Source organism: Curtobacterium sp. P97, assembly GCF_023712445.1.
Lineage (GTDB): Bacteria > Actinomycetota > Actinomycetes > Actinomycetales > Microbacteriaceae > Curtobacterium.
Genome location: NZ_JAMAYF010000004.1, coordinates 40,269 through 66,741, shown reverse-complemented (window position 1 = coordinate 66,741; position 26,473 = coordinate 40,269). Strand labels below are relative to the sequence as shown.

Below are 26,473 nucleotides of genomic sequence, written 5' to 3'. Positions count from 1 at the left end.
CGGCACGGCGGACGAGGACACGGTGCGCGCCTCGTGCTACCCAGGTCACGCCCGACGCCACCACCGACGCGGCCGTGCCGCCTGCTCCGCAGCCGCACGGTCGGCGGCCGCCCGCTCGTCCGCGGCGCGGCGGGCGTCCCGCCGCTCGCGCCACCGCTCCACCTCGACGTCGACGTCGCGCATCGGCGTGACGACCGGCGGTCCGCCGAGCAGCTGCCGTCGGGCCTCCTTGACGCGGGCGTTGAAGTCGACGAGGACCGCGCGGACGTCGTCCTCGGTCGTGAGCGCGTCGAGGTGGTCGTCGAGCTCGGCGTCCTCGGTCCGCAGCGCCAGCGCCGGCGGGGCGATGCCGCGGATGTCCTCACGCTCGATCTTCGCCTTGATCCACCAGTCGGGGTCGTGCCGTCCGTCGTTCCCCGGCAGCGGTTTGCCGTGGTACGGGTTCCCCTCGAAGACCCCGCGGCGCTCGGCCTCCTCGATGCGGGCACGAGCGTGCCGTTCGACGTCCTGCAGCCGGAGCAGGCGTCGTTCCTCGCGGACCTCGTCCGGGTCGAGGGAGCCGCGTTCGATCTCGCTGTCCACGAGCTGCTGGTACCGGTACCGGGCGGCTCGCCGCAGCCGGTCCATCCGTGCATCGACGTCGTTCATCGCCCGTCCATCATGCGCCGCACCGCCGACGGTGTGCTCAGCGGCCGTCCGGGTCCGGCCGGTCGCCGTCGAGCCGTTCGGCGCACACCTCGGAGCGGTCGCGGCCGTCGGGGGCCACGGTGAGGGCATGGGATCCCTGCCGCTCTGGATGCTCGTCGTGATCTTCGTGGCCGGTGCCGCGGTGATCTGGGTCGCAGGCATCCAGCTCTCGAAGACCACCGACGTCCTCGACGACCGACTGCACCTCGGGAGCGCGCTCGGCGGGCTCATAGTCCTGGCCGTCGCGACGAACCTGCCCGAGATCGCCATCACGGTCAGCGCGGGCCTGTCCGGCAACATCGAGGTCGCTGCCGGCAACATCCTCGGTGGCATCGCCCTGCAGACCGTCGTGATCGCGATCCTCGACGCCTTCGGCCGACGGGGCAAGGGGGTGCGGCCGCTCACCCACCGTGCTGCGTCGCTGACCCTCGTGCTCGAGGCGGTCGTCGTCGTCGCGGTGCTCGCCGTCGTCGTGGCCGGCAGTCAGCTCCCGCCCGACCTCGTGGTCGCACGACTCACACCGGACGTGGTGCTCATCGCAGCCATCTGGGTCGTCGGGCTCCTGCTCGTGCAGCGCGCCGGCAAGGGGTTGCCGTGGCACCAGGACGGCCGGGCGCCCGACGCGTCACCGCACGCGTCGGGACACCGGACACGGAAGCAGGACCCACCGCGGATGAGCACACGGAAGGCGGCGGTCGTCTTCACGGTGTCGGCCCTCGCGACGCTGGTCGCCGGTGTCGTCCTCGAACGTGCGGGTGATGCGGCGTCGGAGCAGATCGGGTTGTCCGGGGTGCTCTTCGGCGCCACGGTGCTGGCCCTCGCCACGAGCCTGCCGGAGATCTCCACCGGCATCCAGGCCGTCCGGCAAGGCGACGACAACCTCGCGATGTCGGACATCTTCGGCGGCAACGCGTTCCTGCCGGTGCTGTTCCTGGTCGCCACGGTGCTGTCCGGCAAGGCGGTGCTGCCGCAGGCGAACGCGAGTGACGTGTACCTGACGGCCCTCGCCGCGCTGCTGACGCTGGTCTACGCGGTCGGCCTGGTGTTCCGGCCGGGGCGGCGGATCATCGGCATGGGCGTCGACTCGTTCGTCGTGGTCGTGCTCTACCTGGTCGGGGTCGCCGGCCTCGTGGCGATCACCCTGGGCTGAGCAGCGTACGACCGTCGCGGTCGGGCGGGCACCACCGACCCGCCCGACCGGGTCCGCGCCCGGTTCACGACTCGGCGGCGACCTCCTCGATCGTCAGCGCCGCCTGGATGAGCGCGAGGTGGGACAGCCCCTGCGGGATGTTGCCCATGAACGCCCCGTCCTCGGCGCTGAGCATCTCGCTGAACAGGCCGACGTCGTTCGCCTGCGCCACCATGTCGTCCATCAGGGAACGGGCATCGTCCACCCGACCGGTGCACGCCATGGCGGCCGCGAGCCAGAACGAGCACGCGACGAAGGGCGACTCCTCCTGGTCCATGCCGGAGTACCGGTAGACCAGGGGGCCGTGCTGCAGCTGTTCCTCGATCGCGCGGATGGTCGACGCCATGCGCGGGCCGCGGTCGAACGACGACATCGCGTGCAGCAGGATCGAGGTGTCGATCGCGTCGGACCCCGGGTACATCACGTAGTACCCGCGCTCCTCGTCCCACCCGTGTTCGGCGACCCACTGCTCGATGAGCTCGCGGTTCTCGATCCACTTCTCGCGCGGTCCGTCGATCATGCCGGCGTCGTGGAGCTCCACCGCAGCGTCGAGCGCCTGCCAGCACCCGACCTTGCTCGACACGTAGTGCTGCGCCTCCTGGAGCTCCCACATACCGGAGTCCTGCTCGGGCCATCGGTGGCAGGCGTCGTCCGCGAGCCGCTCGAGCACGCTCGCGGTCTGGCGGTCGAGCACGTTGCCCGCCTTGACGTACTGACGGAGGATCTCGAAGACGTCACCCCAGACACCGAGCTGCAGCTGGTCGCCCGCACGGTTGCCGATCGTCACCGGACCGATGCCGTTCCACCCGGGGACGTCGCGCTCCTCGACGCCGTCGGTCTTCTCGCCGTTCAGGTCGTAGAAGATCGGCATGGTCTCGTCGTGCTCGGCGATGGTCCGCATCACCCAGGACACCGCCGCGTGCGTCTCCTCGCGGAGCCCGAAGCGGGTGAGGGCGTGCACGGTGTACGACAGGTCGCGGACCCAGGCGAACCGGTAGTCCCAGTTCTTGCCGCCCGTGCGGTCCTCGGGCAGGCTCGTCGTCGGCGCCGCCGCGATCGCACCCGTGGGCGAGTAGATGAGCAGCTTCAGCGCGAGCGCACTGCGCTGCACGGCGTCGGCCCACGGGCCGTCGTACGAGAAGGTCTCCGACCAGGTCGACCAGTTCTCGATCGTCCGGTCGACCGCGTCGAGCGTGCGCTCCGGCTCGGGCATGAAGATCGGCTCGTTCTCGGTACCGACGATCGTCAGGATCGACTTCGACCCCTCGTTCGTGGTGAAGCGTCCGGAGAACCGAGGCCCGTCGTCGTGCACGGGCTCGAAGCCGTGCTGCACGATGCCGATGGTCACGCCGTCGATACCGATCACCGTGCCGTTGGCCGTGTCGATGCGTCGCGGCTCCGCCGTGTTCAGCAGGGTGCCGGGCACGACCGCCCACTCCATCTCGACGGTGCCGGAGACACCCTGTACGCAGCGGCCGATCTCGGCCCACGGCAGCCGACCGGCGACGCCGGTGACCATCGCGTCCGTGACCGTGCAGGACCCGCTGTCGGTCGTCCACGTCGTGACGAGCACGTTCGTGCCCGGCAGGTACTCGCGCTCGACGCTGGCGTCGCCGGTGGGACGGAGTGCGATGTGCCCCCCGTGCTCGGCGTCGAGGATGCTCGCGAAGACCGGTGGGGAGTCCATCGAGGGGATCGGTAGCCAGTCGATCCGGCCGTCGCGTGCGACGAGCGCGACCGTGCGGCCGTCACCGATGGCTCCGTAGGAGCGGAGCGGCACGTAGCCGTCGGTGCGCTCCTCGTTGTCGTTCGCGTCGGGGGTGTCGCGGGTCCGTTCGGTCATACCACCAGCCTGCCCGGCCCGGCGGGGCGACCATCAGCCGGGCGTACCCCGCTGTGGACGGTCGTGGTGTGCCTCCCGACCGTGCAGGAACGGCTGAGAGAACCGGGGCCACCCCCGGTGAGTTGTGCGGCCCGGGCGTGTCGCACTACTGTCGGTCCTCCTGCCCGTCGGGCAGGATCGCCCGCCCCGGGCACCCACGGAGGGACCGCGATGCACGCCCAGCAGCACAGCAGCCGCCTCGAGCGCCAGCTCGATGCGCTCGTCGTGCTGCCCGCGGTGCAGTACGCGAACCCGTCCCTCCGCGAACCCACGTAGGCACGCGCCGTCCCCCGACGTCCCGTGCCCACCCGGCCCGGGGCGTCCCTCCCGTCGTTCCTCCACAGGTGCACTGCACCGAGCCGGAGGCGCAGGATCCGTCCGCCCCGGACCGTCACCACGACGGCCGCCCGGCCGTCACCACGACGGCCGCCCGGCCGTCACCACGACGGCCGCCCGGCCGTCGATGACCGTCACGACGAAGGACGAACACCGTGGAGAAGATCAACGACCGATTGCTCAGCTGGGCCTCGATGCTCGAGGAGAACACCGAGCAGCAGGCCCGCACGACGGCCCGGATGCCGTTCGTGTTCCCGCACCTCGCGCTGATGCCCGACGCGCACCTCGGTCTCGGCGCCACCGTCGGCTCCGTGATCCCGACCCTCGGCGCCGTCATGCCGGCGGCCGTCGGTGTCGACATCGGCTGCGGCATGATCGCGGTGCGCACGCAGTTCGCTGCCGCGGACCTGCCCGCCGACCTGCAGCCCCTCCGTGAGCAGATCGAGCGCGCGGTCCCGCTGTCCGCCGGGGCGTCGAACCGGAAGGTCGTCGCCACCGCCGAGCCGCGGATCGCCGAGCTCGAGGCGATGGCCGCGGCCGCCGGGTTCGACCCGGCCGGAGCACACGGCGGCTGGCGGAACCAGCTCGGCACGCTCGGTTCGGGCAACCACTTCATCGAGGTCTCGCTCGACGAGCAGGACCGGGTCTGGCTCTTCCTGCACTCCGGGTCGCGCGGCGTCGGCAACAAGATCGCCCAGCGGCACATCGCCGTCGCCAAGCGGATGATGCAGCGCTGGTGGATCGAGCTGCCGGACCCCGACCTGGCCTACCTCGTCGAGGGCACCCCGGAGTTCGACCGCTACATCGCCGAGCTCCGGTGGGCGCAGCACTTCGCGCTCCTCAACCGCGAGGAGATGATGGACCGTGTCGTCCGGCAGCTGTCCGAGGTGCTCGGTCAGCCGGCGGACGAGCAGGAGCGGATCAACTGCCACCACAACTTCACCCAGCGTGAGACGCACTGGGGCAAGAGCGTGTGGGTGTCCCGGAAGGGTGCCATCCAGGCGAAGGCGGGGCAGCCCGGTCTCATCCCGGGATCGATGGGGACCGCTTCCTACGTCGTCGAGGGGCTCGGTGACAAGCCGTCGCTCGAGTCCTCGCCGCACGGCGCCGGTCGGCTGTTCTCGCGGTCCGCTGCCCGGCGGACCTTCACCCACGAGCAGCTGCGCGAGGCGATGGCGGGGATCGAGTACCGCGACACGGACGCGTTCCTCGACGAGATCCCCGCGGCCTACAAGCCCATCGACCAGGTCATGGCGGATGCCGTCGACCTGGTGACGGTCCGGCACACGCTGCGGCAGGTCGTCAACGTGAAGGGTGACTGACACCGGACGGGGAGGCGCGTGGCCGTCCGCCACGCGCCTCCCGTCCGGCGCTCGTCCCGACACGCGGTGCGCCCCGCTGCGGACAGCGGTCCGTGCGTCGGGCACGCTCGAAGGGATGAGCGACCAGGCGGAACGAGCAGCACGCGAGACCGGACGACAGGCGAAGCGTGTCGCCGACAGCAGGTGGTTCGAGCTGACGGCGCGGGCCGGGTACGTCGGCAGCGGTGTGGTCCACCTGCTGATCGGGTACCTCGTCGTGCTCCTCGGGATCGGGAACGCGTCCGGGGGCAGCGAGACGGACCAGTCCGGAGCGCTGCGGCAGCTCGCCGAGGTCCCCGGAGGCGTGGCCCTGCTCTGGGTCGTCGCCGTCGGCACCGCAGCGCTGGCCCTGCGGCTCCTGCTCGAGGCGGTCGTCGGCGGCCGGTCCGACAGCGCCCGCGGGTGGGCGGCACGGGCGAAGGACCTCGGCAAGGCGGTCGTCTACGGCGTCGTCTCGTACTCGGCCGGGTCGTTCGCGCTCGGGGCCGGCACGAGCTCCAGCGGGTCGACCCGGAGCGCGGCGGGTCAGGCCCTCGCGACGCCCGGCGGGGTGTTCCTGCTGATCGCCGTCGGTGCCGTGGCGATCGCGATCGGTGCGGCCCTGGTCGTGCAGGGGTGCCGTCGCTCCTTCTGGAAGCAGCTCGTCCGGCCGCGCAAGCCGCTCGACCGTGCCGTGACCGTGCTCGGGACCGTCGGGTACGTCGGCAAGGGGATCGCCGTCGCGGTCGTCGGGGTGCTGATCGTCGTCGCCGGCGTCCGGAGCGACCCGGACCAGGCGACGGGGCTCGACGGGGCGTTCGACGCGCTGCGCGACCTGCCCGCCGGATCGGTGGTGCTCGTCGCGGTCGGCATCGGGTTCCTGGCGTACGGCGTCTACAGCTTCTTCCGCGCCCGGTTCGCGCGCCTCTGACCCGAGCGCACGTCGGTCGGTGCGGTTCGCGCGAGACGCCGGCGTCGGTACCGGACGCACCCGAGTCGTCGAGACGCCGCCGGATCCGACGGCGTCTCGCCGGGATGAAGGCGTCTCCGTCCGACGCCGGTGTCTCGGGCGGTCTCCGGCGCCCGCGGTCCGACCGAGTCCGCCGCGTCTCGCTGGCAGGTCGTGCACGCCGGCCCCGGTAGACGGGACGCATGCACACCGACGCCGTGACCGGGCCCGTGACCGTCTTCTGCGACGAGCAGGCGGTCCTCGCCGAGAGCATCGTCTGGGACCCGACCGCCGAACGGCTCCGCTGGACCGACATCACCCTGGGCCTGCTCACCACCGCCCGCGCGGACGGCACGGTCGAGTCGAGCGTCGCACTGCCGCCGCCCCTGGCGAGCTTCCAGCCACGCGCCGCCGGCGGGTTCGTCGCGGCGTTGGGCGACACGGTCGTGCTCACCGACGAGCGCGGCGTCGTCGAGCGCGAGCTGGTGCGGGTGCAGCACGCGACCACCGAGATGCGGTTCAACGAGGGCAAGTGCGACCCCTTCGGTCGGTTCCTCGTCGGCAGCATGGACCTCTCCGACCAGGACCCGGCGGGAGCGCTGTACTCGGTCGAGCCCGACGGTACGACGCGCGTGCTCCGCGGGGGCTTCGGCGTGACCAACGGCATCGAGTGGTCGGCGGACGGCAGCGTGATGTACGTCACGGACACGAGCACCTCGACGATCTACCGCGGCTCGTACGGCCCCGACGGCGTGCTCGGCGAACTCGAGCCCTTCGTCAGCGGCGCCGCACACGACGGGCTGGTCCGCGACGACGAGGGCTGCTTCTGGACGGCGGTCTACGGCGCCGGCCGGGTGGAGCGCTGGGACGCCGAGGGCCGACACCTCGAGACCGTCGAGGTGCCCGCGCCGAACGTGACCTCCGTGGGCTTCGGCGGACCGGACGCGTCGACGCTCTTCGTCGCCACGGCGCGCGAGAACAGCACCGAGGAACAGCTCGAGCAGTACCCGCACTCCGGGGCGGTGTTCGCGGTCCCCACCCGGGTGCACGGCGCGCCCGCTTCCGCGTTCGGCGGCTGAACGGCGGGTACCGTGGGAGGTCGCCGATCCCAGGAGGCCCCGTGACCGAACAGGACGACCAGGACGACCGGACCCCGTCGCCCGCACCCGACCCGGCCGGTGCGCTCGCGCGTGCCGAGGACGCCGACGTGCAGGTCGAGGTCGACCGGATCGCCGTCGACGGCACCTACGTCCGGGTGAGCTCGATCGGGCAGCCGGGTGACCGTGCGTTCGTCCTCGTCGCCGGTCTGGGCATCGCCGCCACCTACTACGAGCGGCTCGCGCCGCACCTCAACGAGAACGGCCCGGTGCACGCCCTCGACCTGCCGGGCTTCGCCGGGGTCCCGCGCTTCCGTGGCGCCGTGTCGATCGAGCGCTACGCCGACGCGGTCGAGCAGGTCATCCGCGAGCTGCGGCTCGAGGACCCGGTGCTCGTCGGGCACTCGATGGGCACCCAGGTCGTCACCGAGGTCGCCGCGCGCAACCCGCACATCCGCGACCTCGTGCTCATCAGTCCGGTCGTCGACAGCCGAGCCCGGAGCATCCCGATCTCGGCGCTCCGCTTCCTGCGGTCGGCGCTGCACGAGCCCGCGGCCGTCCGCTGGCACGGGGTCACCGCCTACGCGCTCTGCGGCTGGCACTGGTTCCGGAAGGTGCTGCCGGAGATGATCGCGTTCCCGATCGAGGACCGCGCCGCCGAGGTGCGGGCGCGCACCCTGATCGTCCGCGGTGAGCACGACGCGATGGTGCCCCGTGACTGGGTGCGGTCCCTCGCCCGGGTGTTCCCGCACGCGGTCCTGCGCGAGGTGGTCGGCGGCGCCCACTCGGTCATGCACGCGCAGGCGGACGCGGTGGCCCGCCTCGCGGTGGCCCTCGTCGACGGGCGGATCACCGACCGTGGCGTCGGCTCGCTGCAGCGGGTGCGCGACGACACGACCTCGTCCGACCTGGCCCGGCTGGGTCCGAAGGATGCCTGGCTGGTCGTGAAGTCGCGCTTCATCGAGCTCTTCGGCATGGCGAAGGGCGACGACGAGCAGCTGGAGCGGGCGAAGTCCGCGCACGCGGTCGCGATGGCCGACGGCGACGACATCTCCGTGGACCCGGACGACCGCCGCGAGGTGGTCGACGACGTCGCACCCGAGGTGCGCGACCGGTCCTGACCCGGGCACCGCGCACACGGCGACGGCCTGGAGGCGCGACCCGACCCCGTCAGGTCGAGCCGCGCCTCCAGGCCGCCGGCGTCAGGATCCGCGGGTCACGGCGTGATGCGGCCCGGCAGCATGTCCCGGGTGAGCCCGTTGGCGTCGGCGAGCACCCCGCGGGCCTCGTCCGTCTTGTCGGAGACGTTCCAGAGCAGGACCCCGCGGACCGTGTCGTCGTCGTCCAGGTAGTAGACGACGCCGGTGGTGAGCGGCTCCTGCCAGTCCTCGACGGTCTGCAGCTCGGTGGACACCTGGCCGACGGCCTCGTACCCCGTGTCGAAGACGTTCGAGTAGAACATCGGCGTGTGGTCGTACGTCTCGTCCGCGTCCGCGAGGTTCCGGCCTGCCTGCCGGCCCTGCTGCTTCGCGTTGTCGACGTGCTCGACCCGGCGCGTGCCGAGGATGCGGTCCGGGTACTCGGCGACGTCGCCGGCGGCGAACACCGACTCGTCGTCCGTCACCAGCGTCGACGACACCACGATGCCGTCGCGCACGGTCAGACCCGCGTCGGCGGCGAGCTGCGTCTGCGGTTCGATGCCGAGTCCGGCCACGACCGCGTCGGCCTCGAGGACCGACCCGTCGTCGAGGGTGAGGCTGACGCCGCCCTCCGACTCCGTGCCCTGGTCGACCCGTCGTCCGGTGCGGAGCTCGACGCCGTGGTCGACGAAGCGCTGCTGGAAGGCCCGGGCGAGGTCGTCCGGGAACATGTGCCCGCCGAGGACCTCGTCGGGCGTCACCAGGGTCACCCTGGCGCCGTTCTGCACGATGCCCGCGGCGATCTCGGTGCCGATGTAGCTGCCGCCGACGACGGCGACGTGCGCTCCGGCGTCCGCGAGGGCGCGGAGTCGGCGGTAGTCGTCCGCGCTGCGGAAGTCGAGGACCCGCGACGAGGGCGACAGGCCGGGCAGGCTGCGCGGTTTCCCACCGGTCGCGAGCAGCAGGCGCTCGTAGCCGTGGGTCTGGCCGTCGTCCGTCGTGACGGTCCCCGCCTCGCGGTCGATCGCCGTCACGACGGTCCCGAGCACGAACGTCGCCCCGGTCTCCTCGGTGTGCAGGTCGACCTTCTCGTCCCAGCTGAAGTCCGGGTCGGTCCAGAGCTTCTTCGACAGGGCCGGACGGGCGTACGGACGGTCGGTCTCCTCGCTGACGATGCCGATCGAGCCGTCGGCGTCGATCTCGCGGATCCCGCGGGCGGCAGCGTCGGCGACCATCCCGCCTCCGACGATCAGGTAGCGGAAGTCGCTCATGGTCCTCCTAGATGGTGGCGACCGAGCCGGAGTCGACCCGGTAGTTCGACCCGTTGACGAAGCTCGCCAGGTCGGAGCAGAGGAAGGCGACGACGTTCGCGACCTCCTCGGGCTCCCCGCGGCGGCCGAGCTCCATGTACGGACGCTGCTCGTCGAGGAAGTTCGAGATCGCCTCGTCGAACGAGGTCCCCTGCTCCTTCGCGCGCTTGTCCATCATGGCGTCGGTCATCGGGGTGTGGATGAAGGCCGGGCTCACGGTGTTCACGAGCAGGCCCTCGGACGCGTACGACCGCGACAGGCCCTTCGCGAACGACAGGACACCGGCCTTCGCGGCGCAGTAGGGGAGCTCGTCGTCGTAGGGCTGCGAGGCGTCCTCGGACACGAGGTAGACGATGCGACCCCAGCCGCCCTTGCGCAGGTCGCCGATGAACTCGCGCGTGATCCGCACCGGGCCCATCAGGTCGACGTCGATGGTGTCGAGCCAGCCCTGCTCGTCGATCTCGTGGAACATGCCCTGCGCACCGGTGATGCCCGAGGACTGCACGAGGATGTCGATCTCGCCGACGGCGTCGCGCACCTTGCCGTGCAGCGCGGCGAGGGACTCGGCCTCCGTCACGTCCGCGGCGAAGGCGAAGAGCTTGCCGTGCGGCGCCTCGAGCTGGTCGGCGCTCGTGTCGAGTCGTCCCTGGTCGAGGTCGGTGACGACCACGGTCGCACCCTCCGCCAGGAGGATGCGAGCCGTGTTCCAGCCGATGCCGGAGTCGCCACCGAAGACGAGCGCGACCTTGCCGGTGATGCCGAGGTCCACGTCGCGTCCCCTACTCGTGCTCGGAGGCCTCGGCGACGGCCGGGGTCGTGGCGGCGGCGAGCGGCGTGCGCGGCTCGCGGTTCTCGGCCGAGACCATCCAGGCGAGCTGCTCGAGGCGCTCGATGAAGCCGTGGAGCAGGTCCGCGGTCGTCGGGTCCTCGTCGTCGACCTCGTCGTGCACGTCGCGCATGGTGCCGGTGGCCTGGTAGAGCCGGAGCGTGATCGCGTCGATGGCGTCGTGCGTGTCGATCTCCCCGTCCGGGAAGGCGTCGAGGTGCGTCCCCGCGGCGACCGTGGCCGAGCGGCCGTCCGGGATCGCGTAGAGGGCGCGCATGCGCTCCGCGGTGTCGTCGGCGAACTCACGCGCGGCGTCGACGATCTCGTCGAGCTGCAGGTGCAGGTCGCGGAAGTTGTGTCCGAGGATGTTCCAGTGGGCCTGCTTGCCCTGCAGGTGCAGGTCGACGAGGTCCACCAGGACGGCCTGGAGGTTGGCGGCGAGCTTGTCCGATGCGTGCATGATCGGCTCCTTTCGCGGTCGGTGACCCTTCTGGTCTACGCGGTCGCGTGCTCGGCGTTCCCAGTGCGCGTGCACCCTGGCGTCCCCCGCGGGGTGGTCGGACGCGCGGACGGCACCGGGGTCAGTGCTCGAGCGCGGGGTCCACCTGGTCGACGGCGTCGCGCATCCGCTCGAGGAACGTCGCGACGACACGCGCGTCGGAGGCGGACAGCCCCTCGGCGATCGACATCATCCGCCGGTGCATGGTCCCGAGGGTGGCACGGACCTCGTCGTCGGTCTCGGTCGTGGGGGTGATCACCAGTGCGCGACGGTCGGTGGGGTGCGGCTCGCGGCGGACGTGGTCCGACTTCACCAGGCGGTCGATCAGGATCGTCGTCGAGGCCGACGAGATCTTCAGGTAGGCGGCCAGGTCCTTCGGCTTGACCATCCGACCCGCACGCTGTGCCTGCAGCAGGTAGCGGACGGCGAGCAGGTCGGTCTCGCCCATGCCCATCGAGTCGCGGGTCCGTCGCCGCATCGCGGTCTCGGCGGCGCGGTAGCGACGCAGGGCGTTCAGCACGGCGACGCCGCGCTGTGTGGCGTCGTCGTCGGGGAACCAGTACCCCGACGCCTCCGTGATCTCCTGCGTCGACATGCCGTTCAGGGTAACCCGTCTGGTATCTCGCCTGCCTAGCGGATCCGCGTGCTGTGGACGAGTCCTCGGCGCTGCCCCGGACGGAGGGGAGGCGCGGTGCCAGCCGGCACCGCGCCTCCAGACCGTCTCCTGGTCGCCCGACGGCGACCGGGCGGATCAGGCGGCGACGCGCTCGTCCGCCGCACCGGCCAGGGCGCGGAGCGCGCCCTGCACGAGCTCGACGACCTCGGCGTCCTCGCGCGGGTGGGTCTCCGCGAACCGGACCACCGACTGCGGGATGGCGACCTTGACGTCCTCCAGGACCTTCGCACCCGCGATCCCCGCCGACTTGCGGGCGTCGTCGTGTGCCCACACACCGCCGTACTGGCCGAACGCCGAGCCGATCACCGCGAGCGGCTTGCCGGACAGCGGCGACGAGCCGAAGGGCCGCGAGCCCCAGTCGAGCGCGTTCTTCAGCACGGCCGGCATCGTGCCGTTGTACTCGGGGGTGACGAGCAGGACCGCGTCCGCTGCGGCGACGGCGTCGCGGAAGGCGACGGCGGCGGCCGGCGGGGTGTCGCCGTCGATGTCCTCGTTGTAGAAGGGCAGGTCGACGATGCCGTCGAACGTCGTGAGGGTGATCCCCTCGGGGGCGTGCTGCTCGGCAGCCTCGGCGAGCTTCCGGTTGATCGAGCCGGCGCGCAGGCTGCCGACGAGGGCGAGGACGTTCGTCATGGTGGATCCCTTCTGTCCGTGACCGTTCGGTCACGGAATGGTGTCAGGGACAACCAATGTGCTCGCAGGGTGCGCCATTCCCGATCGGACCACCACTCGGGTCCCGATGGGTACGGTGGCCGGGTGAGCAGCCACCGGACGCCCGCCAGCAGCCCGCGCACCACCGACCCGGACTGGTGGCGTCAGGCCGTCGTCTACCAGGTGTACCCGCGGAGCTTCGCCGACACCGACGCGGACGGTCTGGGCGACATCGCGGGCATCACGAGCCGTGTGCCGTACCTGGCGTCGCTCGGCGTCGACGCGGTGTGGCTGTCGCCCTTCACTCCCTCGCCGCTCGCCGACGGCGGGTACGACGTGGCGGACTACCGCGACGTCGACCCGCGCCTCGGCACGCTCGACGACCTCGACGCGTTCGTCCGCGCCGCACACGAGCACGACGTGCGCGTCATCGTCGACGTCGTGCCGAACCACACCTCCGACCAGCACGAGTGGTTCCGCCAGGCGCTCGCCGCAGAGCCGGGGTCACCCGAGCGGGCGCGCTACGTGTTCCGTGACGGAGCGGGGGAGTCGGGCGAGCTCCCGCCGAGCGACTGGGTGTCGAACTTCGGCGGCAGCGCGTGGACGCGGGTGCCGGACGGCCAGTGGTACCTGCACCTGTTCGCGCCCGAACAGCCCGACCTCGACTGGTCGAACCCCGAGGTGCGCGCCGACTTCGAGCACACCCTGCGGTTCTGGTCCGACCGCGGCGTGGACGGCTTCCGGGTCGACGTCGCGCACGGGCTCGCGAAGGACCTGTCGACGCCGTACCGTCCTTCGAACGAGAAGGCGCTGCCGCTGGACGGCTCCGATCCGCTGTACGACCGCGACGAGGTGCACGAGATCTTCGCGACGTGGCGCTCCGTGCTCGACGAGTACGACCCGCCCCGCGCCGCGATCGCCGAGGCCTGGGCGCCGGCCCCGCGTCGCGTGCTCTACGCCCGGCCGACCGAGCTCGGGCAGGCGTTCAACTTCGACCTGCTCGAGGCACCGTACGACGCACGGGCCTTCCACGAGATCATCGAGCGGAACCTCGCCATGTCGGCCGAGTCCGGCGCTTCCTCGACCTGGGTCCTGTCGAACCACGACGTCGTGCGGCACGCCACCCGCTACGGCCTGCCCGACGGCACCGACACGGATGCCTGGCTGCTCACCGACGGCACCGAGCCCGAGCTCGACCGTGCGCGCGGTGGACGTCGGGCGCGTGCGGCGACGCTGCTGATCCTGGCGTTGCCCGGGTCCACCTACCTGTACCAGGGCGAGGAGCTCGGCCTGCACGAGGCGCCCGCGATCCCCCACGAGCGCCTGCAGGACCCGAAGTGGATCCGCAGCGGGCACACGGTGAAGGGGCGGGACGGTTGCCGGGTCCCGATCCCCTGGACCCGGACGGGGCCGTCGTTCGGCTTCGGTGACGTCGCACCGCACCTGCCGCAGCCGGAGGACTTCGGCGACTCGTCGGTCGAGGCCGAGGACGGCGACCCCGCTTCGACGCTGTCGCTCTACCGGCAGGCGACTGCGGCCCGACGACGGCTGCAGCAGGGCGAGGAACTGACGTGGCTCGACGCCGGTGACGACGTCGTGGCGTTCGCCCGGCACGAGGGCTGGCGGTCCGTGACGAACCTCGGGACGTCCCCGGTGCCGATGCCGTCGGGCACGGTGGTGCTGGCGTCCGGGCCGCTCGACGCGGGCGAGGGGATGCTCCCGGGCGAGACCACGGTGTGGCTCGGGTGAGTTCGATCTGGCCGGGGTGGCTGAGCACATCCCTGCACAGCGGCTGGTCTCGGGACTGTTCTCCCCAGAAGGGCTCGACGGCCGCTGACGGGGTGGTCCCGCTCGCGACGATCGGGGCATGACAGACACCTCGATCCCGACAACCACCCATCGCGTCGCACACCCCCGACGGTGTCGACGCCCGCGGGGTGCGATCACGGCCGGACTCGTGGCCCTTGCCGTCCTGGCGGCGCCGGCGCTCCTGCCCTCCAGCTCCTCGGCGGACGACCTCGCGTTCCCCTACCGCAACGGCTTCGACTCCGCCGCGGGCGGCACCCTGAGCGGCGACGCGCAGGTCGTCGACGGGCGGCTGCGGCTCACGGACCAGACGAAGGACCAGGCCGGAGCGTGGTCGACGGACGACACGTTCCGCTCTGACCTCGGACTCGACATCGAGTTCTCGTACGCCATGTACAACACGGTGGGCGACCAGGGTGCCGACGGGCTGCTGCTCTTCCTGGCGGACGGCAGCGCACCACAGGGCGTCGGAGCGTACGGCGCAGCGCTCGGGTACGCCTGCCGGTCGAGCGAGACCCAGGGCGGCGGGCGACCCTGCGACCTGCCCGGCGTGCCGGGTGGCTTCGCGGCGGTGGCGGTCGACCACTACGGCAACTTCTCGCAGGAGATCAACCTGTCCGGGCTCGGGCGCCGACCGGACTCGGTCGTGGTCCGGGGATCGGGTGACGGCACCACCGGCTACCGGTACGTCGACGGGGTCCAGGCTCCCGGTGGCACCCTGACCGACGGGCCGACGAAGCGGAAGGTCCGCGTCAGTCTCGTGCCGGGGGCGTCGGGGGAACTCTTCATGACCGTGCGCCTCGAGGACGGGGGGCCGCTCCGCACCGTCCTCGACCGCGTGCCGCTGCACGGCGACGCCCAGGCTCCGCTCCCGGACACGCTCCGGCTCGGCTTCTCCGCCGCGACCGGCAGCTTCGCCGACGTCCACGAGGTCGACGACCTCCGGGTCTCCCAGCCCGTCGACCTCGGCGTCACCCAGGAGCTCCCCGCGTCCGGTCGGCCCGGGCAGCCGTTCTCGTACACCGTGACCGCGTCCGACGCCGGCCCGAACCGGTCCGACCCCAGCGCGTTGCACGTCGACGTCCCCGACGGTCTGCGGGACGTGACGTGGACCTGCACCGCGACCGACGGATCCGCCTGCGGAGCGGCCACCGGGACCGGCGACGTGGACGCCGGGCTCGACCTGGTCCCGGGCGGCGCCGCGACGGTCACCGTGTCCGGGACCGTCGCGGACGACGCCTCGGGGGCGCTCGAGAGCACCGCCACCATCGCGCCTCCGGCGTCGCTGTCCGACGTCGACGAGTCCGACAACCGGTCCGTCGAGACGAGTCCGGTCGAGCCGGCGCCGGCGCCCGAGGCGCAGCTCGAGACCGACAAGTCGGTGTCCCCGTCCCTCGACGTGGCACCGGGGGACGAGGTCGAGTACCTGGTGACGGCGAAGAACCGCGGTCCGGACCCCGCGCACGACGTGGGCGTGGTCGACGACCTGCCGGCGGCGATGCGCTTCACGGGGTCCGAGGACGACTGCTCGGTCGAGGGGCAGCACGTGACGTGCCGGTCCGAGGGGGACCTGGCGGTGGGCGAGACCCGCTCCTTCCGCATCAGGGCGGTGCTCGACCCCGGCTACACCGGCGACGGGTCCGACGTCGTCAACGTGGCGACCGCGACGTCGCCCACCGATCCGGACGGGGGCGACCCGTCCCCGGAGGTGACGATCGGCGTCACGGTGCCCGGCGACGGCGACGGCGACGGCGACGGCGACGGCGACGGCGGCGGTGACGGCGACGGCGACGGCGGCGAGGGCGACGGCGACACGGGCACCCCGACGCCGGCCGGCTCCGCGAGCGCTTCGCCGACGCCGGACGCTCCGACGGCTGCGCGCGGCGGGCGGACGGGCGGCGGAGGGGCCGGCGCCGGGGCCCTCGCGTACACCGGCGCCGAGGGGCTCGGGCTCCTCGCCGCCCTGGCTGCTGCCGCCGTCGGGCTCGGGGCCGGCGGCTGGTGGGTCGCACGACGCCGGCGCGCGGCCGACGACCCCGACTGACGGGGGAGCGCGCCACCGCCGGTCGGGGCGCTCGGACCCCGGTCGGCGGTGGTGGCTCCCGTCGGCACGGGCTCCGGTCCGACGCCCGGGGCGCCGGCGGTAGACTCGGACCACGATCCGCATGCCCGAAAGAGGTCCCGTGTCCGACTCCGTGGACGACGCCGGCCAGCGCGCGCGGTACTGGCCGATCCCCGTCCTCCGGGCCGTCCCAGCCGCGGTCGTGGCCCTCGTCATCACCTTCTCGTCCAACCACGCCGCCGGCTACGGCCTGCTGCTCTTCGGCGGGTTCGTGATCGTCGACGCCCTCGTGCTCGGGTGGGCCGCCCTGCGCCTTATGCCCTCCGACGAGCGCTCGCGTCCGACCACGTTCGTGCAGGCGGTCGTCTCCCTCGTCGCCGGTGTCGCCGCCCTGGTGACCAACGGCGTCGGGCTCGGCGCGTTCATCACGGTGGTCGTCGGGTGGGCCGTGCTGACGGGAGCCCTCGAACTCGCACAGGGACTCCGAGCGCGCGGCCGGTCACCGTTCGCCCGTGACTGGACCACGGTCGGTGGACTCACCCTGCTGCTCGCCGTCGCGTTCCTGCTGACACCGCCGGACTACTCCCAGCAGCTCGGGGGCGTGGAGCAGGTCACCGGCACCCTGGACGCCGCCGTCGTCCTGGTCGGACTGCTCGGCGCCTACCTCGCCATCGCGGCGGTCTTCCACGTGATCGCCGGACTCTCGCACAAGTGGGGCACCACGGCGCCTGCCGCAGCCCCGGACGGAGCACCACACGCATGAGCACCCCCAGCCGTCGCGACCGTCTGCGCCCCGCCGAGCTCCTCGTGATCTCGGCGGTCGTCGCGGTGTTCACCGGAGCGGTCGTGCTCTTCTCGACGCGTGAGTTCGAACTCGCCCTGGTGTTCCTCGGTGTCGCGTTCATCGTCGTCGTGGTGGTCCTCGCGATGCTCCAGCTCGCGGCATCGAGCGACCAGGACGACAACGACATGCTCGGCGGCCACAGGTCGCCGGGCGAGCGGTCCGAGGGCGACGACTTCCACTGACCCCGCTCCGGCGACCGTCGTCCCCGGCGACACGCCCGGGCGGAGCGGTCCGCGCCCGCGTCGTCAGGATCGGCACCCCGTCCGACACCGCTGGGTGAAGGGGGTGAGCGATGGACGTGACCACGACGACGGACGAGACGATCGTCCGCGCACTGGCGGCCGGTGACCAGGCCGCGTTGGCGCAGGTCTTCGACCGCTACGCCGCGACGATGACCCGGTACGTGTGGGCGATCGTCGACGATCGACACGACGTCGAGGAGGTCGTGCAGGACGCGTTCCTGGTGCTGTGGCAGCGGGCGGAGACGCTGGAGCTGCCGGCGGAGAGCCTGCTGCCCTGGCTGCTCGTCGTGTGCCGGAACCTGGCGCGCAACGCCGGCCGGAAGCGCACGCGGCACCGTGCCGACGAGCTGCCGGAGACGCTCACGGCACCGGTCGACCACACCGAGGCCGCCGAGACGCTGCGCTGGGTCCGTGCCGAGATCGCGGTCCTGCCCGAACTCGACCGGCGCATCTGCGAGCTCTGCCTGCTCGAGGGGCGCTCCTACACCGAGGCCGCCGAGGCGCTCGGGCTGACGGTGGGCGCCGTGACCCAACGGGTCTCCCGCAACCGTCGACGACTCAAGAAGGTGGTGATGCACGATGGACACTGAGCCTCCCGTGGGCGACGAGCTGCAGCGCATGCTCGTCACGATGAAGCAGGGCGTGCTCGAGCGCGCCACCCCGCGTCCGAAGCGGCGTCGCGGGCACACCGGCATCGTCGTCGGTGTGGTCGCCCTGCTCGCGCTGGGCACCGCGTCGGGGGCGGTGGCGCTCACGCTGTCGCAGCAGGACCGTCCCGTGGCGGCCCCGGTGCAGACGCAGGAGCCAGCGCCGGCGCCGTCCGTCACCGCCCCGACCTCCGCGCCGATCACGGCGACGCCGACGCCGGTTCCGACGACGGGTGCCGCGCCCGACCGAGCGGATCCGACGGCTGTCGCGTCGATCCCCACGTCGTGCCGGGGCGCTGTTCCGGCGGGTGCGTACGACCGCCTGTTCGGCGGGCGTGAGGCCATCCAGGTCTTCCCGTCGCCGGGGGGAGTGGTTCCGTCGGTGTCCGGATCCGGGGTCGTCACCGGGCTGTACTGCCTCTGGGGTGGCAGCGACGGACCCGGCCCGGGCCTCGCCCTCACCGTCGGGACCGCGAACGGCGAGCAGCTCGCTTCCCGGGAGTCGAGCTTCTTCGGCGACCAGGACACCGTCTGCTCGGTCGAGGGCCCCGCCCGCGTCTGCCGAGCGTCGTCGACGGACGTCGAGACCGGTGCCGCTCAGGCACGGACCTGGTACTCCCGTGGTGACACCTGGATCGAGATCGACCAGGCCGACTTCCCGACCGACGGCCTGCTGGACGCCGTCGTCGGGGAGATCTGGGGGGACTGACGGCCGGGAGGCGCGGTGCGGGACCGTCCCGCGCCTCCCGTCCGCCGGTGGGACACGTCCCACACGGCCCTCCGGACCTCACCCCACCCGTGCGGCCACGACGTCGCGAGCGAGCGTGCGCGTGGCGCGGTTCGGTTCGGTGTCCGACCGCATCGCGAGCCCGATGCGGAGCGGCTCGACCTCGTCCTCGAGCTCGAGCACGGCGCCGTCGTACCGGACGCCCGGGTCCGGGACGACACCGACGCCGAGCCCGGCCGAGGCGAACCGGATCACCGCCGGCATGTCGTTCATCTCCGCCACGACCCGGCGTCGGAGGCCGAGGCGCTCGAACGCGGCGTCGAGGATCAGGCGGTTGCCGAAGCCGTGCGCGGTGTCGACGAAGGGCTCCCCGGCGAGTTCGGCCAGGGACACCGACTTGCGAGCAGCGAGCGGGTGGTCCGCGGCGGTGTAGACGCGGAAGGGCAGCTCGCGCAGCGGTTCGACGACGACCCCGGGCGGGACGGACGGCAGGCCCGTGTACGCCAGGTCGAGCCGCCCGGCGACCAGGTCCTGCACCAGGCCGGTGGTGCCCGAGGGCGAGGTCATCAGCTCGACGGCCACGAGCGGGTGCCGCCGCCGGAACCGCCGAAGCACCCCCGTCAGGTCGACGACGTCCATGCTCGTGAAGATGCCCAGCCGCACCCGGCCGCGGAGGTCGGCGTCGTCGACGGTCGCCAGGTCCCGCATGCGCTCCAGGGAACCGAGCACCGCGCGGGCGTGCGGGAGGAGGTCCTCGCCGGCCGCGGTCAGCACGAGTCGCCGACCGGTGCGGTCGAACAACCGCACGCCGAGCGAGCGTTCGAGGGAGGCGATCCCGGCGGAGACGGTCGACTGGGCGGCCCACAGGCGTTCCGCGGCGCGTGTCACGGTCCCCTCGGCGGCGACGGCCACGAACTGTTCGAGCAGGCGGGTCTCCATCGTCCGAGTATCGACCAGATCGATGACACTCATCAAGAACACCCGTTGAACTCGATGACGGCGCCAGGGCACCATCGGAGCATGACCTCGACCACCGACGCGGCTCCGGCCCCGACGACCGGCTCCCGTCCCGTCCCCGCTCCGCGAGGGCGGCGCACGCACTCCCGTCGCCGGCACGGCTTCGGCTTCTGGGCCGTGGCCTTCGCGTTCCTGGCGGTGATGGCGTTCGCGACCGTCCCGGCACCCCTCTACGTGATCTACCAGGCGCGCGACGGCTTCCCGACGTTCACGACCACGGTCGTCTTCGCCGCCTACGGTGTCGGGGTCGTCGCCTCGCTCTTCCTGGCGGGACACCTCAGCGACGTGCACGGACGACGCCCGTTGATCCTGGTGTCGATCGCCCTCGAGCTCGTCGCGGCCGTGCTGTTCCTGCTGTGGTCCGACGTCGCAGGTCTCGTCGTGGCGCGGTTCGTCACCGGGCTCGGCGTCGGGCTCCTCACCGCGACGGCGACCGCGCACCTCGGTGAACTGCGGGTCCGGGCGACCGGCTCGTCCGCGTCCGCCCAGGGTGCGAGCGTCGCGGCCGGCGCCGTGAACCTCGGCGGTCTGTCGCTCGGCGCCCTGGTCGGGGGCGCGCTCGCGGAGTTCGTCGGGCAGCCGCTCGTCGTGCCGTACGTCGTCTTCGTCGTCGCCCTGGCGGTCGCGTTCGTCGTCGTCCTCGCCGCGCCGGAGACCGTCGACCGTCCCGAGCAGCCGGTGCCGTACCGACCGCAGCGGATGGCCGCTCCCGAGGGGCAGGCCGGCGTGTTCTGGGCCGCCGGTGCCGCGGCCTTCGCCGCCCTGGCCGTGCAGGGACTCTTCACCTCGGTGGCCCCGACCTTCCTCGGCACCACGTTCCACGTCACCGACCGTCTCGCCGCGGGCGCCACGACGTTCGGGGTCTTCGCCGCGAGTGCGGTGTCGCAGATCGTCTTCGCAAGGCTGTCCCAGCGTCGGCAGATCCGGCTCGGCCTGGTGCTGCTCGTCGGTGGTCTCGTCGTGCTCGCGATCGCCGCCGTGCTCCTGCAGGTCGCGGGCTTCATCGGCGGCGGGGTCGTGGCGGGTGCCGGTGTCGGGCTGCTCTTCCGGGCCGCGATCGCCCGCGCGGGGTCGCTCGTCGGGCCGGAGCAGCGCGGCGGGGTGCTCGCGGCGACGTTCCTCGTCGCGTACGCGGGACTGACCGTGCCCGTCGTGGCGGTCGGCGCCGCGCTCCTCGTCGTGCCGACGCTCCCGGTGCTGCTCGCGTACGTGGCCTTCGTCGTCGCACTCGCACTGGTCGCCGGCCTGCGCCTGGCCGCCCGCGCGGCGTAGTCCGCCGCGACCAGCCGACCACCCGGCCAGCCGTTCGGCAGGTCGTCTCCCGGCATACTGGAGCGCATGCCCCAGCAGCGCCGACGTCCGGCCGTCACCGTCGTCGCCGCGGTCATCGCGGCCGGCCTGGTCGCCGGCGGTTTCGCCCTGACGGCGCAGCGCAGCGGCGAGGACCCGGTGATCGGCGGCGGAGCGTCCACCGTCACGCCCGGCGCGACCGCCGCCGACGGAGCGACGCGCGACGGCACCGTCACCATCGAGCGGTCGGGCCCCGACCTGCCCGGCGGCGACGTGCTCGACCGCTGCGACGCCGACCGCCGGGCCGTGGTCGCCCGGTACGAGACTGCCGCGCTCGGACGGGTCGAGCTGCAGTGCGGCACGTCCGGCCAGGGCTACGAGCACATCCGCGTCCGGCACACCGCCGACTGGCAGGACGTCGTCCGGGGCCACGGCTCACGGGACTGGGACGACGCGATGCTCACCGCCGTCCGGTCCGTGCTCGAGGCGCCGCCCGCCGGCTACCCGCAGGACGCCGGGGACGGCAAGGTCTGCTACGCCGCGCCGGTCCGCTTCGACGACGGCTCGCGTCCGTCGGCGGAGCCGAACGTGCGGGTGATCGTGTCGGAGACGACCGACCGGGTGATCACGGCGTTCCCCACCGACGACGGCGGCTGCTGACCGCACCGGACCGGTGCGCAGGCCCGGCCGACCAGCCCGCCCCGACGCGTGCACCTCGTGCCTACGCGTGCACCTCGTGCTCGTGCCGCCGGTGCGAGACCGGTTCGAGCTGGAAGGTCGAGTGCTCGACGGGGACGTCGAAGTGCTCCGCGACGCACTGCTGCAGCGCGTCGAGGATCCGGGGCGCGTGCGCGGTCGAGAAGCAGTGGTCGTCGACGACGACGTGCGCCGTCAGGTTCGGCACGCCGGTGGCGACGAGCGTCGCGTGCAGGTCGTGCACCTCGATCACGTGGTCGAGCTCGAGGATGTGCGCGCGCACGTCGTCGAGGTCGAGCCCGGGCGGTGTGGACTCGAGCAGCACGTTCGCGGTCTCGCGGAGCAGCCGGACGGCCCGCGGCAGGATGAGCAGCCCGATCAGGATCGCGGCGATCGAGTCGGCCCGCTCCCACCCGGTGAGCGCGAGGACGACGGCGGCGGCGATCACCGCGACGGACCCGAGGGTGTCGTTCAGCACCTCGAGTCGGGCCGCCCGTGAGGTGAAGCCGCCGCCCGAGGCCCGCGCGAGCACCGCGTAGGCGACGAGGTTGCCGACGAGCCCGACCACGCCGAACACGAGCAGCGGGCCGGCGTGGATCTCGGCGGGCACGAACAGTCGTTGGACCGCCGAGACGACGACGAAGACCCCCACGGCGAGCAGGATCGCCGCCTGCGCCGTGGCGCCCAGCACCTCCGCGCGCTGGTAGCCCCACGTCCGCTGGGCCGTCGGTGAGCGGCGCGCGAGCCGGGTGGCGACCAGGCCGATGCCGAGGCCACCGGTGTCGACGACCATGTGCCCGGCGTCGACGAGCAGTGCGAGGGAGCCGGTGACGACCGCCCCGACGACCTCGGCGAGCAGGATGCCCGCCGAGATGCAGAACGCGACGAGCAGCGCGCGCTCCGAGGCGCCGGCGTGCCCGTGCGCGTGGTCGTGTCCCATGCCTCGATCGTAGGGAACGAGGCCGACACCGTGCCAGGATCGGCGTCGTGACCCGGTCGCCCTACGAGCTGACGACACCGTCGGCCGTGCTCGCACGGTTGCACCCACGACTGCGCACGTACTTCGGTGCGGTCCCGGTGGGTCACGTCGGCCGCGGCGAGGGCGTGTTCGCGGTCGTCGGGACGCCGCGGCGCTGGATCTGGCCGCTCCTGGCCGTCCTGGCCCGGGACGCCGTGGTGTTCCCCGTGTGGGAGCGGGACGTCCCCTTCACGGTCGAGAACCGTCCGGCTCACGTCGGCCGCGGCGCCGTGGACGGTCGGGAGGCACGGGTCGCCGTCCGCGCGCACCGCACCTTCCGCTTCCGGACCGGACCCCGCACGATGGTGGACGCGATCACCGCCGAACCGCACGGGCTCGTCGACCACCTCGGTCGCCGTGGGCGCGTCAGCGCCCTGCTCCGAGCGGAGGTCGACGCGGACGGGCCGGACGCGGGCGCCCTGCGCCTGGTCTCCACCCGGGTGACGGTCCGTGTGCTGGGACGTGCCCGGAGCCTCCCGGCCGTCGCCGCTCCGCGTGTCACGCTCGTGGAACGATTCGATGACGATGCCGACGTGCAGCGCGTGTCCCTGCGGCTCTCGGCGCCGCTGATCGGCACGCTGTACCGGTACGAGGGCGCCTTCCGCTACCGGATCGAGCCCGACACCGGACAGGGGACACCATGAGCGACGACACCACCCGCGCGCCGAGGGGCCGCGCCGTGATCGCGGGAGCGGGCGGCTTCGTCGGACGGTACCTGCAGCGTGCCTTCCGCGACGAGGGGTACGAGGTCGTCACGGTCGGTCGCACGGGCGACGCGGTGTGGGGCAACACGCTCCGGATCCGTGAGCTCGTCGACGGTGCCGCGATCGTGGTGAACATGGCGGGCAAGAGCGTGAACTGCCGCTACGGCCGTCGGAACCGAGCGGAGATCATGCGCTCCCGCGTGGACACGACGCTCGAGCTGGCCGAGGCGATCCGGACCGCCGAGCACCCGCCGCCGCTGTGGTTGAACGCCTCCACCGCGACGATCTACCGGCACGCGGACGACCGACCCCAGGACGAGGCCACGGGTGAGCTCGGCGAGGGCTTCTCGGTCTCGGTCGCGACGGCGTGGGAGGACGCCCTGTTCAGCGCGGACCTGCCGTACACCCGCCGGGTCGCGCTCCGGATGGCGATCGTGTTCGGCGACGGGAGCGCCCTCGTCCCGCTGCTCCGACTGGCCCAGGCCGGTCTCGGCGGGCCGCAGTTCGACGGGGCGTGGTTCCCGACGCGTGCCCGGCTCCGAGCGGGCACGTACCACCACGACCGGCACACGCACGGGCGGCAGCGGTTCAGCTGGGTGCACATCGACGACGTCCTCGGGGTGATCCGGTTCGTGCGCGACCACGAGGACATCGACGGCCCGGTCAACGTCTCGAGCCCGGAGCCGTCGGACAACCGGACCGTGATGGCCACCATCCGCGACGCGGTCGGACGGCGCTTCGGGCTGCCGACCTGGCGGTGGATGCTCGAGATCGGGTCGTTCGCGATCCGCACGGAGACCGAGCTCGTGCTGAAGAGTCGGTGGGTCGTGCCGACGCGACTGCTCGAGGCGGGCTACGAGTTCCGGTACCCGCACCTGCGCGGCGCGCTCGCCGGCATCATCGCCGAGCGCCGGCAGCACCGGGGCTGACCGGCACCGCCACCGCCGGCACCGCCGCGGCCGGCACCACCCTCGCGGTGCGCGACGACCACAGCACGGCGACCACCACCACGGCACCGGCCACGACCTCGACCACGTCCGGCACCTCGCCGAACGCCGCCCACGAGGCGAGCACCCCGATCACGGGGACGAGCATCGAGAACGGTGCGACGGTGCTCGACGGGTACTTCCCCATCAGGCGCGACCAGATCCCGTACCCGACCAGGCTCCCCGCGACGACGATGTAGAGCAGGCCGAGGTCGGCCGGTAACGCCGACGCGGTGAACGCCGTGCCGAACGCCCGACCGACCCGTTCCGGCCCCTCGACGAGCAGCGACAGTGCGAACATCGGCACCGGCGGCACGACGGCCCACCACAGGGTCAGGTGCAGCGGGTTCACCGGACCGGTCCGCCGCGTCGCGACGTTGCCGAGCGCCCAGCCCAGCGCCCCGCACAGCACCAGCACGACCGGCAGCAGCGCCGCGGTCTGCGCCCGGTGCACCGCGATGACGCCGAGGGCCGCGACCGCGACGGACACCCCGACGACCTGACGGGCGGTGAGCTTCTCACGCAGCAGGACCCCGGCGAGCACGACCGTGAACGGCGCGGATGCCTGGATCACCAGCGACGCGAGCCCGGTCGGCATCCCGGCCGCCATGCCGAGGTACAGGAACGCGAACTGCAGGACGCCGAGCGTCGCACCGACGAGCACGATCCACCGGAACGGGACCCTCGGCCGCGGGACGAACACGATCGTCGGGACGGCCAGCAGGCTGAACCGGACGGCGGCGAGCAGGAACGGGGGCCAGTGGTCGAGGGCGATCGCGGTCGCCGGGAAGTTCAGACCCCACGCCACGGCGACGACGAGGGCCAGGATGCGGTCGCGGAAGAGCACGGATCGATCGTCCCGCACGAGAAGCGGTAGCACCAGCGCACGGTGCGACAGCATCGTTGTAGGGTCCCTGCATGGTCGGCTTCGACATCGCCCTGCTGCCGGTCCTCCGCGAGCTCGCGGAACGGGGGAGCGTCACCGCGGTCGCAGCAGCCACGCACCGCACCCCGAGCGCGGTGTCGCAACAGCTCCGCACGCTGCAGCGCCAGGCCGGCGTGCCCCTGGTCGAGCGCGTCGGACGCGGCGTGCGCCTCACCGCGGACGGCCGGGCACTCGCCGACATGGCCACCGGTGTCGCGACCGCGCTCGCCACGGTGGAGTCGGCGTGGTCGGAGCACCTCGCGGGGGTGAGCGGGACGGTCGACCTCGCGGTGTTCCCCTCGGCGGCCGAGCTGCTGCTGCCGGGGCTCCTCACCCGCATGCGCGAGCACCCGGGCATCGTCCTCGAGCTTTCGGACGTCGACGTCAGCGAGGGGGAGTTCGCGCCGCTCACCGCCGACCACGACGTCGTCATCGGGCACCGCCCGGACGGTGCCCGCCGCCCCGACGGCGCCGTCGAGACGGTCGCGCTGCTCCGGGAACCGCTCGACGTCGCCCTGCCGCTCGACCACCCGCTCGCCGACCGGGAGCGCGTCGGCATCGAGGACGTCGTCGACGAGACCTGGATCGGCGTGCCCGAGGACTACCCGATCGACCGCGTGCTGATCGCGATGGCCGCGGCGTCCGACACCCCGCCGTCGGTGGCGTTCCGCACGATCCACCTGCCCGTCATCGAGAACCTGGTGGCCGCCGGGCACGGCATCGCGCTCGTGCCCCGGTACACGTCGGGCACGCGTGCGGCGGGACGGTTCCGGTTGGCGACGCTCGCCGACGTGCGGGCGGGCCGGAGGATCGAGGCGCTCACCCGTCCGGACCGCGCGGTCCGTCCCGCGGTCCGCACCGTCCTGGAGGCGTTGGTCGCCGAGGCACGGGCCGTCACCACCTGAGGTGGTGACGTGCGCGGCGGGGC

Annotated in this window: 26 protein-coding genes; 16 read left to right on the top strand and 10 right to left on the bottom strand. The window is 72.9% G+C overall.

Annotated features, from left to right (window positions below; translation table 11 throughout):
• Positions 1 to 45: 45 nt before the first annotated feature.
• Positions 46 to 648: a DUF1992 domain-containing protein gene (locus tag M3677_RS05270; RefSeq protein WP_209684288.1), complete on the bottom strand. Its 603-nt coding sequence runs from the start codon at positions 646 to 648 to the stop codon at positions 46 to 48.
• A gap of 127 nt (positions 649 to 775) precedes the next feature.
• Here M3677_RS05270 and M3677_RS05265 point away from each other — a divergent pair, with 127 nt between their 5' ends.
• Positions 776 to 1,837 carry a sodium:calcium antiporter gene (locus tag M3677_RS05265; RefSeq protein WP_209684493.1) on the top strand — a complete coding sequence of 354 codons (1,062 nt, stop codon included), beginning with the start codon at positions 776 to 778 and terminating at the stop codon, positions 1,835 to 1,837.
• Between the two features lie 64 nt (positions 1,838 to 1,901).
• Here the strand turns inward: M3677_RS05265 and M3677_RS05260 are convergent, their stop codons facing one another.
• Complete coding sequence (locus M3677_RS05260; protein ID WP_066651704.1) at positions 1,902 to 3,719, bottom strand: glycoside hydrolase family 15 protein; 1,818 nt, start codon at positions 3,717 to 3,719, stop codon at positions 1,902 to 1,904.
• A gap of 530 nt (positions 3,720 to 4,249) precedes the next feature.
• On the opposite strand from M3677_RS05260, the gene M3677_RS05255 reads away from it, so the two are divergent.
• The 4 genes from M3677_RS05255 (at position 4,250) to M3677_RS05240 (ending at position 8,601) form a co-directional block, all read left to right on the top strand.
• Positions 4,250 to 5,416 (top strand): RtcB family protein, encoded by a 1,167-nt coding sequence (locus M3677_RS05255; RefSeq protein ID WP_251159958.1) that lies wholly within the window; start codon positions 4,250 to 4,252, stop codon positions 5,414 to 5,416.
• A gap of 115 nt (positions 5,417 to 5,531) precedes the next feature.
• On the top strand, positions 5,532 to 6,365 hold the full coding sequence (locus tag M3677_RS05250) for a DUF1206 domain-containing protein (protein ID WP_251159957.1): 834 nt from the start codon (positions 5,532 to 5,534) through the stop codon (positions 6,363 to 6,365).
• Positions 6,366 to 6,586: 221 nt separating this feature from the next.
• A complete protein-coding gene (locus tag M3677_RS05245) occupies positions 6,587 to 7,462 on the top strand; it encodes an SMP-30/gluconolactonase/LRE family protein (protein WP_251159956.1) in 876 nt (291 codons plus the stop codon).
• A gap of 41 nt (positions 7,463 to 7,503) precedes the next feature.
• A complete protein-coding gene (locus M3677_RS05240; protein WP_251159955.1) occupies positions 7,504 to 8,601 on the top strand; it encodes an alpha/beta fold hydrolase in 1,098 nt (365 codons plus the stop codon).
• 95 nt (positions 8,602 to 8,696) lie between these two features.
• On the opposite strand, the gene M3677_RS05235 is transcribed toward M3677_RS05240, so the two are convergent.
• The 5 genes from M3677_RS05235 to M3677_RS05215 form a co-directional block, all read right to left on the bottom strand.
• Positions 8,697 to 9,890, bottom strand: a complete 1,194-nt coding sequence (locus M3677_RS05235; protein ID WP_251154203.1) for an NAD(P)/FAD-dependent oxidoreductase — start codon at positions 9,888 to 9,890, stop codon at positions 8,697 to 8,699.
• A 7-nt stretch (positions 9,891 to 9,897) separates the two neighbouring features.
• Positions 9,898 to 10,698 carry an SDR family oxidoreductase gene (locus M3677_RS05230; RefSeq protein WP_251154202.1) on the bottom strand — a complete coding sequence of 267 codons (801 nt, stop codon included), beginning with the start codon at positions 10,696 to 10,698 and terminating at the stop codon, positions 9,898 to 9,900.
• 10 nt (positions 10,699 to 10,708) lie between these two features.
• Positions 10,709 to 11,215, bottom strand: coding sequence for a Dps family protein (locus tag M3677_RS05225; RefSeq protein ID WP_126891959.1), 507 nt, complete (start codon positions 11,213 to 11,215; stop codon positions 10,709 to 10,711).
• 121 nt (positions 11,216 to 11,336) lie between these two features.
• On the bottom strand, positions 11,337 to 11,849 hold the full coding sequence (locus M3677_RS05220) for a MarR family winged helix-turn-helix transcriptional regulator (RefSeq protein WP_066651725.1): 513 nt from the start codon (positions 11,847 to 11,849) through the stop codon (positions 11,337 to 11,339).
• A gap of 156 nt (positions 11,850 to 12,005) precedes the next feature.
• On the bottom strand, positions 12,006 to 12,563 hold the full coding sequence (locus tag M3677_RS05215) for an NADPH-dependent FMN reductase (RefSeq protein WP_209684271.1): 558 nt from the start codon (positions 12,561 to 12,563) through the stop codon (positions 12,006 to 12,008).
• Positions 12,564 to 12,686: 123 nt separating this feature from the next.
• On the opposite strand from M3677_RS05215, the gene M3677_RS05210 reads away from it, so the two are divergent.
• From M3677_RS05210 to M3677_RS05185, 6 genes are all read left to right on the top strand, one after another.
• On the top strand, positions 12,687 to 14,330 hold the full coding sequence (locus M3677_RS05210) for a glycoside hydrolase family 13 protein (RefSeq protein ID WP_251154201.1): 1,644 nt from the start codon (positions 12,687 to 12,689) through the stop codon (positions 14,328 to 14,330).
• Positions 14,331 to 14,448: 118 nt separating this feature from the next.
• Positions 14,449 to 16,431 carry a hypothetical protein gene (locus tag M3677_RS05205; RefSeq protein WP_251159954.1) on the top strand — a complete coding sequence of 661 codons (1,983 nt, stop codon included), beginning with the start codon at positions 14,449 to 14,451 and terminating at the stop codon, positions 16,429 to 16,431.
• Between the two features lie 139 nt (positions 16,432 to 16,570).
• A complete protein-coding gene (locus M3677_RS05200) occupies positions 16,571 to 17,212 on the top strand; it encodes a DUF308 domain-containing protein (protein ID WP_251159953.1) in 642 nt (213 codons plus the stop codon).
• Positions 17,209 to 17,475: a hypothetical protein gene (locus tag M3677_RS05195; RefSeq protein ID WP_251159952.1), complete on the top strand. Its 267-nt coding sequence runs from the start codon at positions 17,209 to 17,211 to the stop codon at positions 17,473 to 17,475. The genes M3677_RS05200 and M3677_RS05195 overlap by 4 nt, the downstream gene beginning before the upstream one ends.
• Before the next feature lie 110 nt (positions 17,476 to 17,585).
• Positions 17,586 to 18,125 carry an RNA polymerase sigma factor gene (locus M3677_RS05190; protein ID WP_251159951.1) on the top strand — a complete coding sequence of 180 codons (540 nt, stop codon included), beginning with the start codon at positions 17,586 to 17,588 and terminating at the stop codon, positions 18,123 to 18,125.
• Between the two features lie 7 nt (positions 18,126 to 18,132).
• A complete protein-coding gene (locus M3677_RS05185; RefSeq protein WP_251159950.1) occupies positions 18,133 to 18,891 on the top strand; it encodes a hypothetical protein in 759 nt (252 codons plus the stop codon).
• A gap of 78 nt (positions 18,892 to 18,969) precedes the next feature.
• Here the strand turns inward: M3677_RS05185 and M3677_RS05180 are convergent, their stop codons facing one another.
• Complete coding sequence (locus M3677_RS05180) at positions 18,970 to 19,848, bottom strand: LysR family transcriptional regulator (protein WP_251159949.1); 879 nt, start codon at positions 19,846 to 19,848, stop codon at positions 18,970 to 18,972.
• Positions 19,849 to 19,929: 81 nt separating this feature from the next.
• On the opposite strand from M3677_RS05180, the gene M3677_RS05175 reads away from it, so the two are divergent.
• Positions 19,930 to 21,198 carry an MFS transporter gene (locus tag M3677_RS05175; RefSeq protein ID WP_251154197.1) on the top strand — a complete coding sequence of 423 codons (1,269 nt, stop codon included), beginning with the start codon at positions 19,930 to 19,932 and terminating at the stop codon, positions 21,196 to 21,198.
• Positions 21,199 to 21,264: 66 nt separating this feature from the next.
• Positions 21,265 to 21,876, top strand: a complete 612-nt coding sequence (locus M3677_RS05170) for a hypothetical protein (RefSeq protein ID WP_209684257.1) — start codon at positions 21,265 to 21,267, stop codon at positions 21,874 to 21,876.
• Between the two features lie 61 nt (positions 21,877 to 21,937).
• Here M3677_RS05170 and M3677_RS05165 read toward each other — a convergent pair whose 3' ends face one another.
• On the bottom strand, positions 21,938 to 22,852 hold the full coding sequence (locus tag M3677_RS05165) for a cation diffusion facilitator family transporter (protein ID WP_251154196.1): 915 nt from the start codon (positions 22,850 to 22,852) through the stop codon (positions 21,938 to 21,940).
• 47 nt (positions 22,853 to 22,899) lie between these two features.
• Here M3677_RS05165 and M3677_RS05160 point away from each other — a divergent pair, with 47 nt between their 5' ends.
• Both M3677_RS05160 and M3677_RS05155 read left to right on the top strand, forming a co-directional pair.
• Positions 22,900 to 23,574, top strand: coding sequence for a DUF4166 domain-containing protein (locus tag M3677_RS05160; protein ID WP_251159948.1), 675 nt, complete (start codon positions 22,900 to 22,902; stop codon positions 23,572 to 23,574).
• A complete protein-coding gene (locus tag M3677_RS05155; RefSeq protein WP_251159947.1) occupies positions 23,571 to 24,563 on the top strand; it encodes an epimerase in 993 nt (330 codons plus the stop codon). The genes M3677_RS05160 and M3677_RS05155 overlap by 4 nt, the downstream gene beginning before the upstream one ends.
• Here the strand turns inward: M3677_RS05155 and M3677_RS05150 are convergent.
• Positions 24,532 to 25,467, bottom strand: coding sequence for an EamA family transporter (locus tag M3677_RS05150; RefSeq protein WP_251159946.1), 936 nt, complete (start codon positions 25,465 to 25,467; stop codon positions 24,532 to 24,534). The genes M3677_RS05155 and M3677_RS05150 overlap by 32 nt on opposite strands.
• Positions 25,468 to 25,538: 71 nt before the next feature.
• Here M3677_RS05150 and M3677_RS05145 point away from each other — a divergent pair, with 71 nt between their 5' ends.
• The gene (locus M3677_RS05145; RefSeq protein ID WP_251159945.1) at positions 25,539 to 26,450 is read left to right on the top strand and encodes a LysR family transcriptional regulator; all 912 of its coding nucleotides are present in this window, start codon (positions 25,539 to 25,541) and stop codon (positions 26,448 to 26,450) included.
• Positions 26,451 to 26,473: the final 23 nt, after the last annotated feature.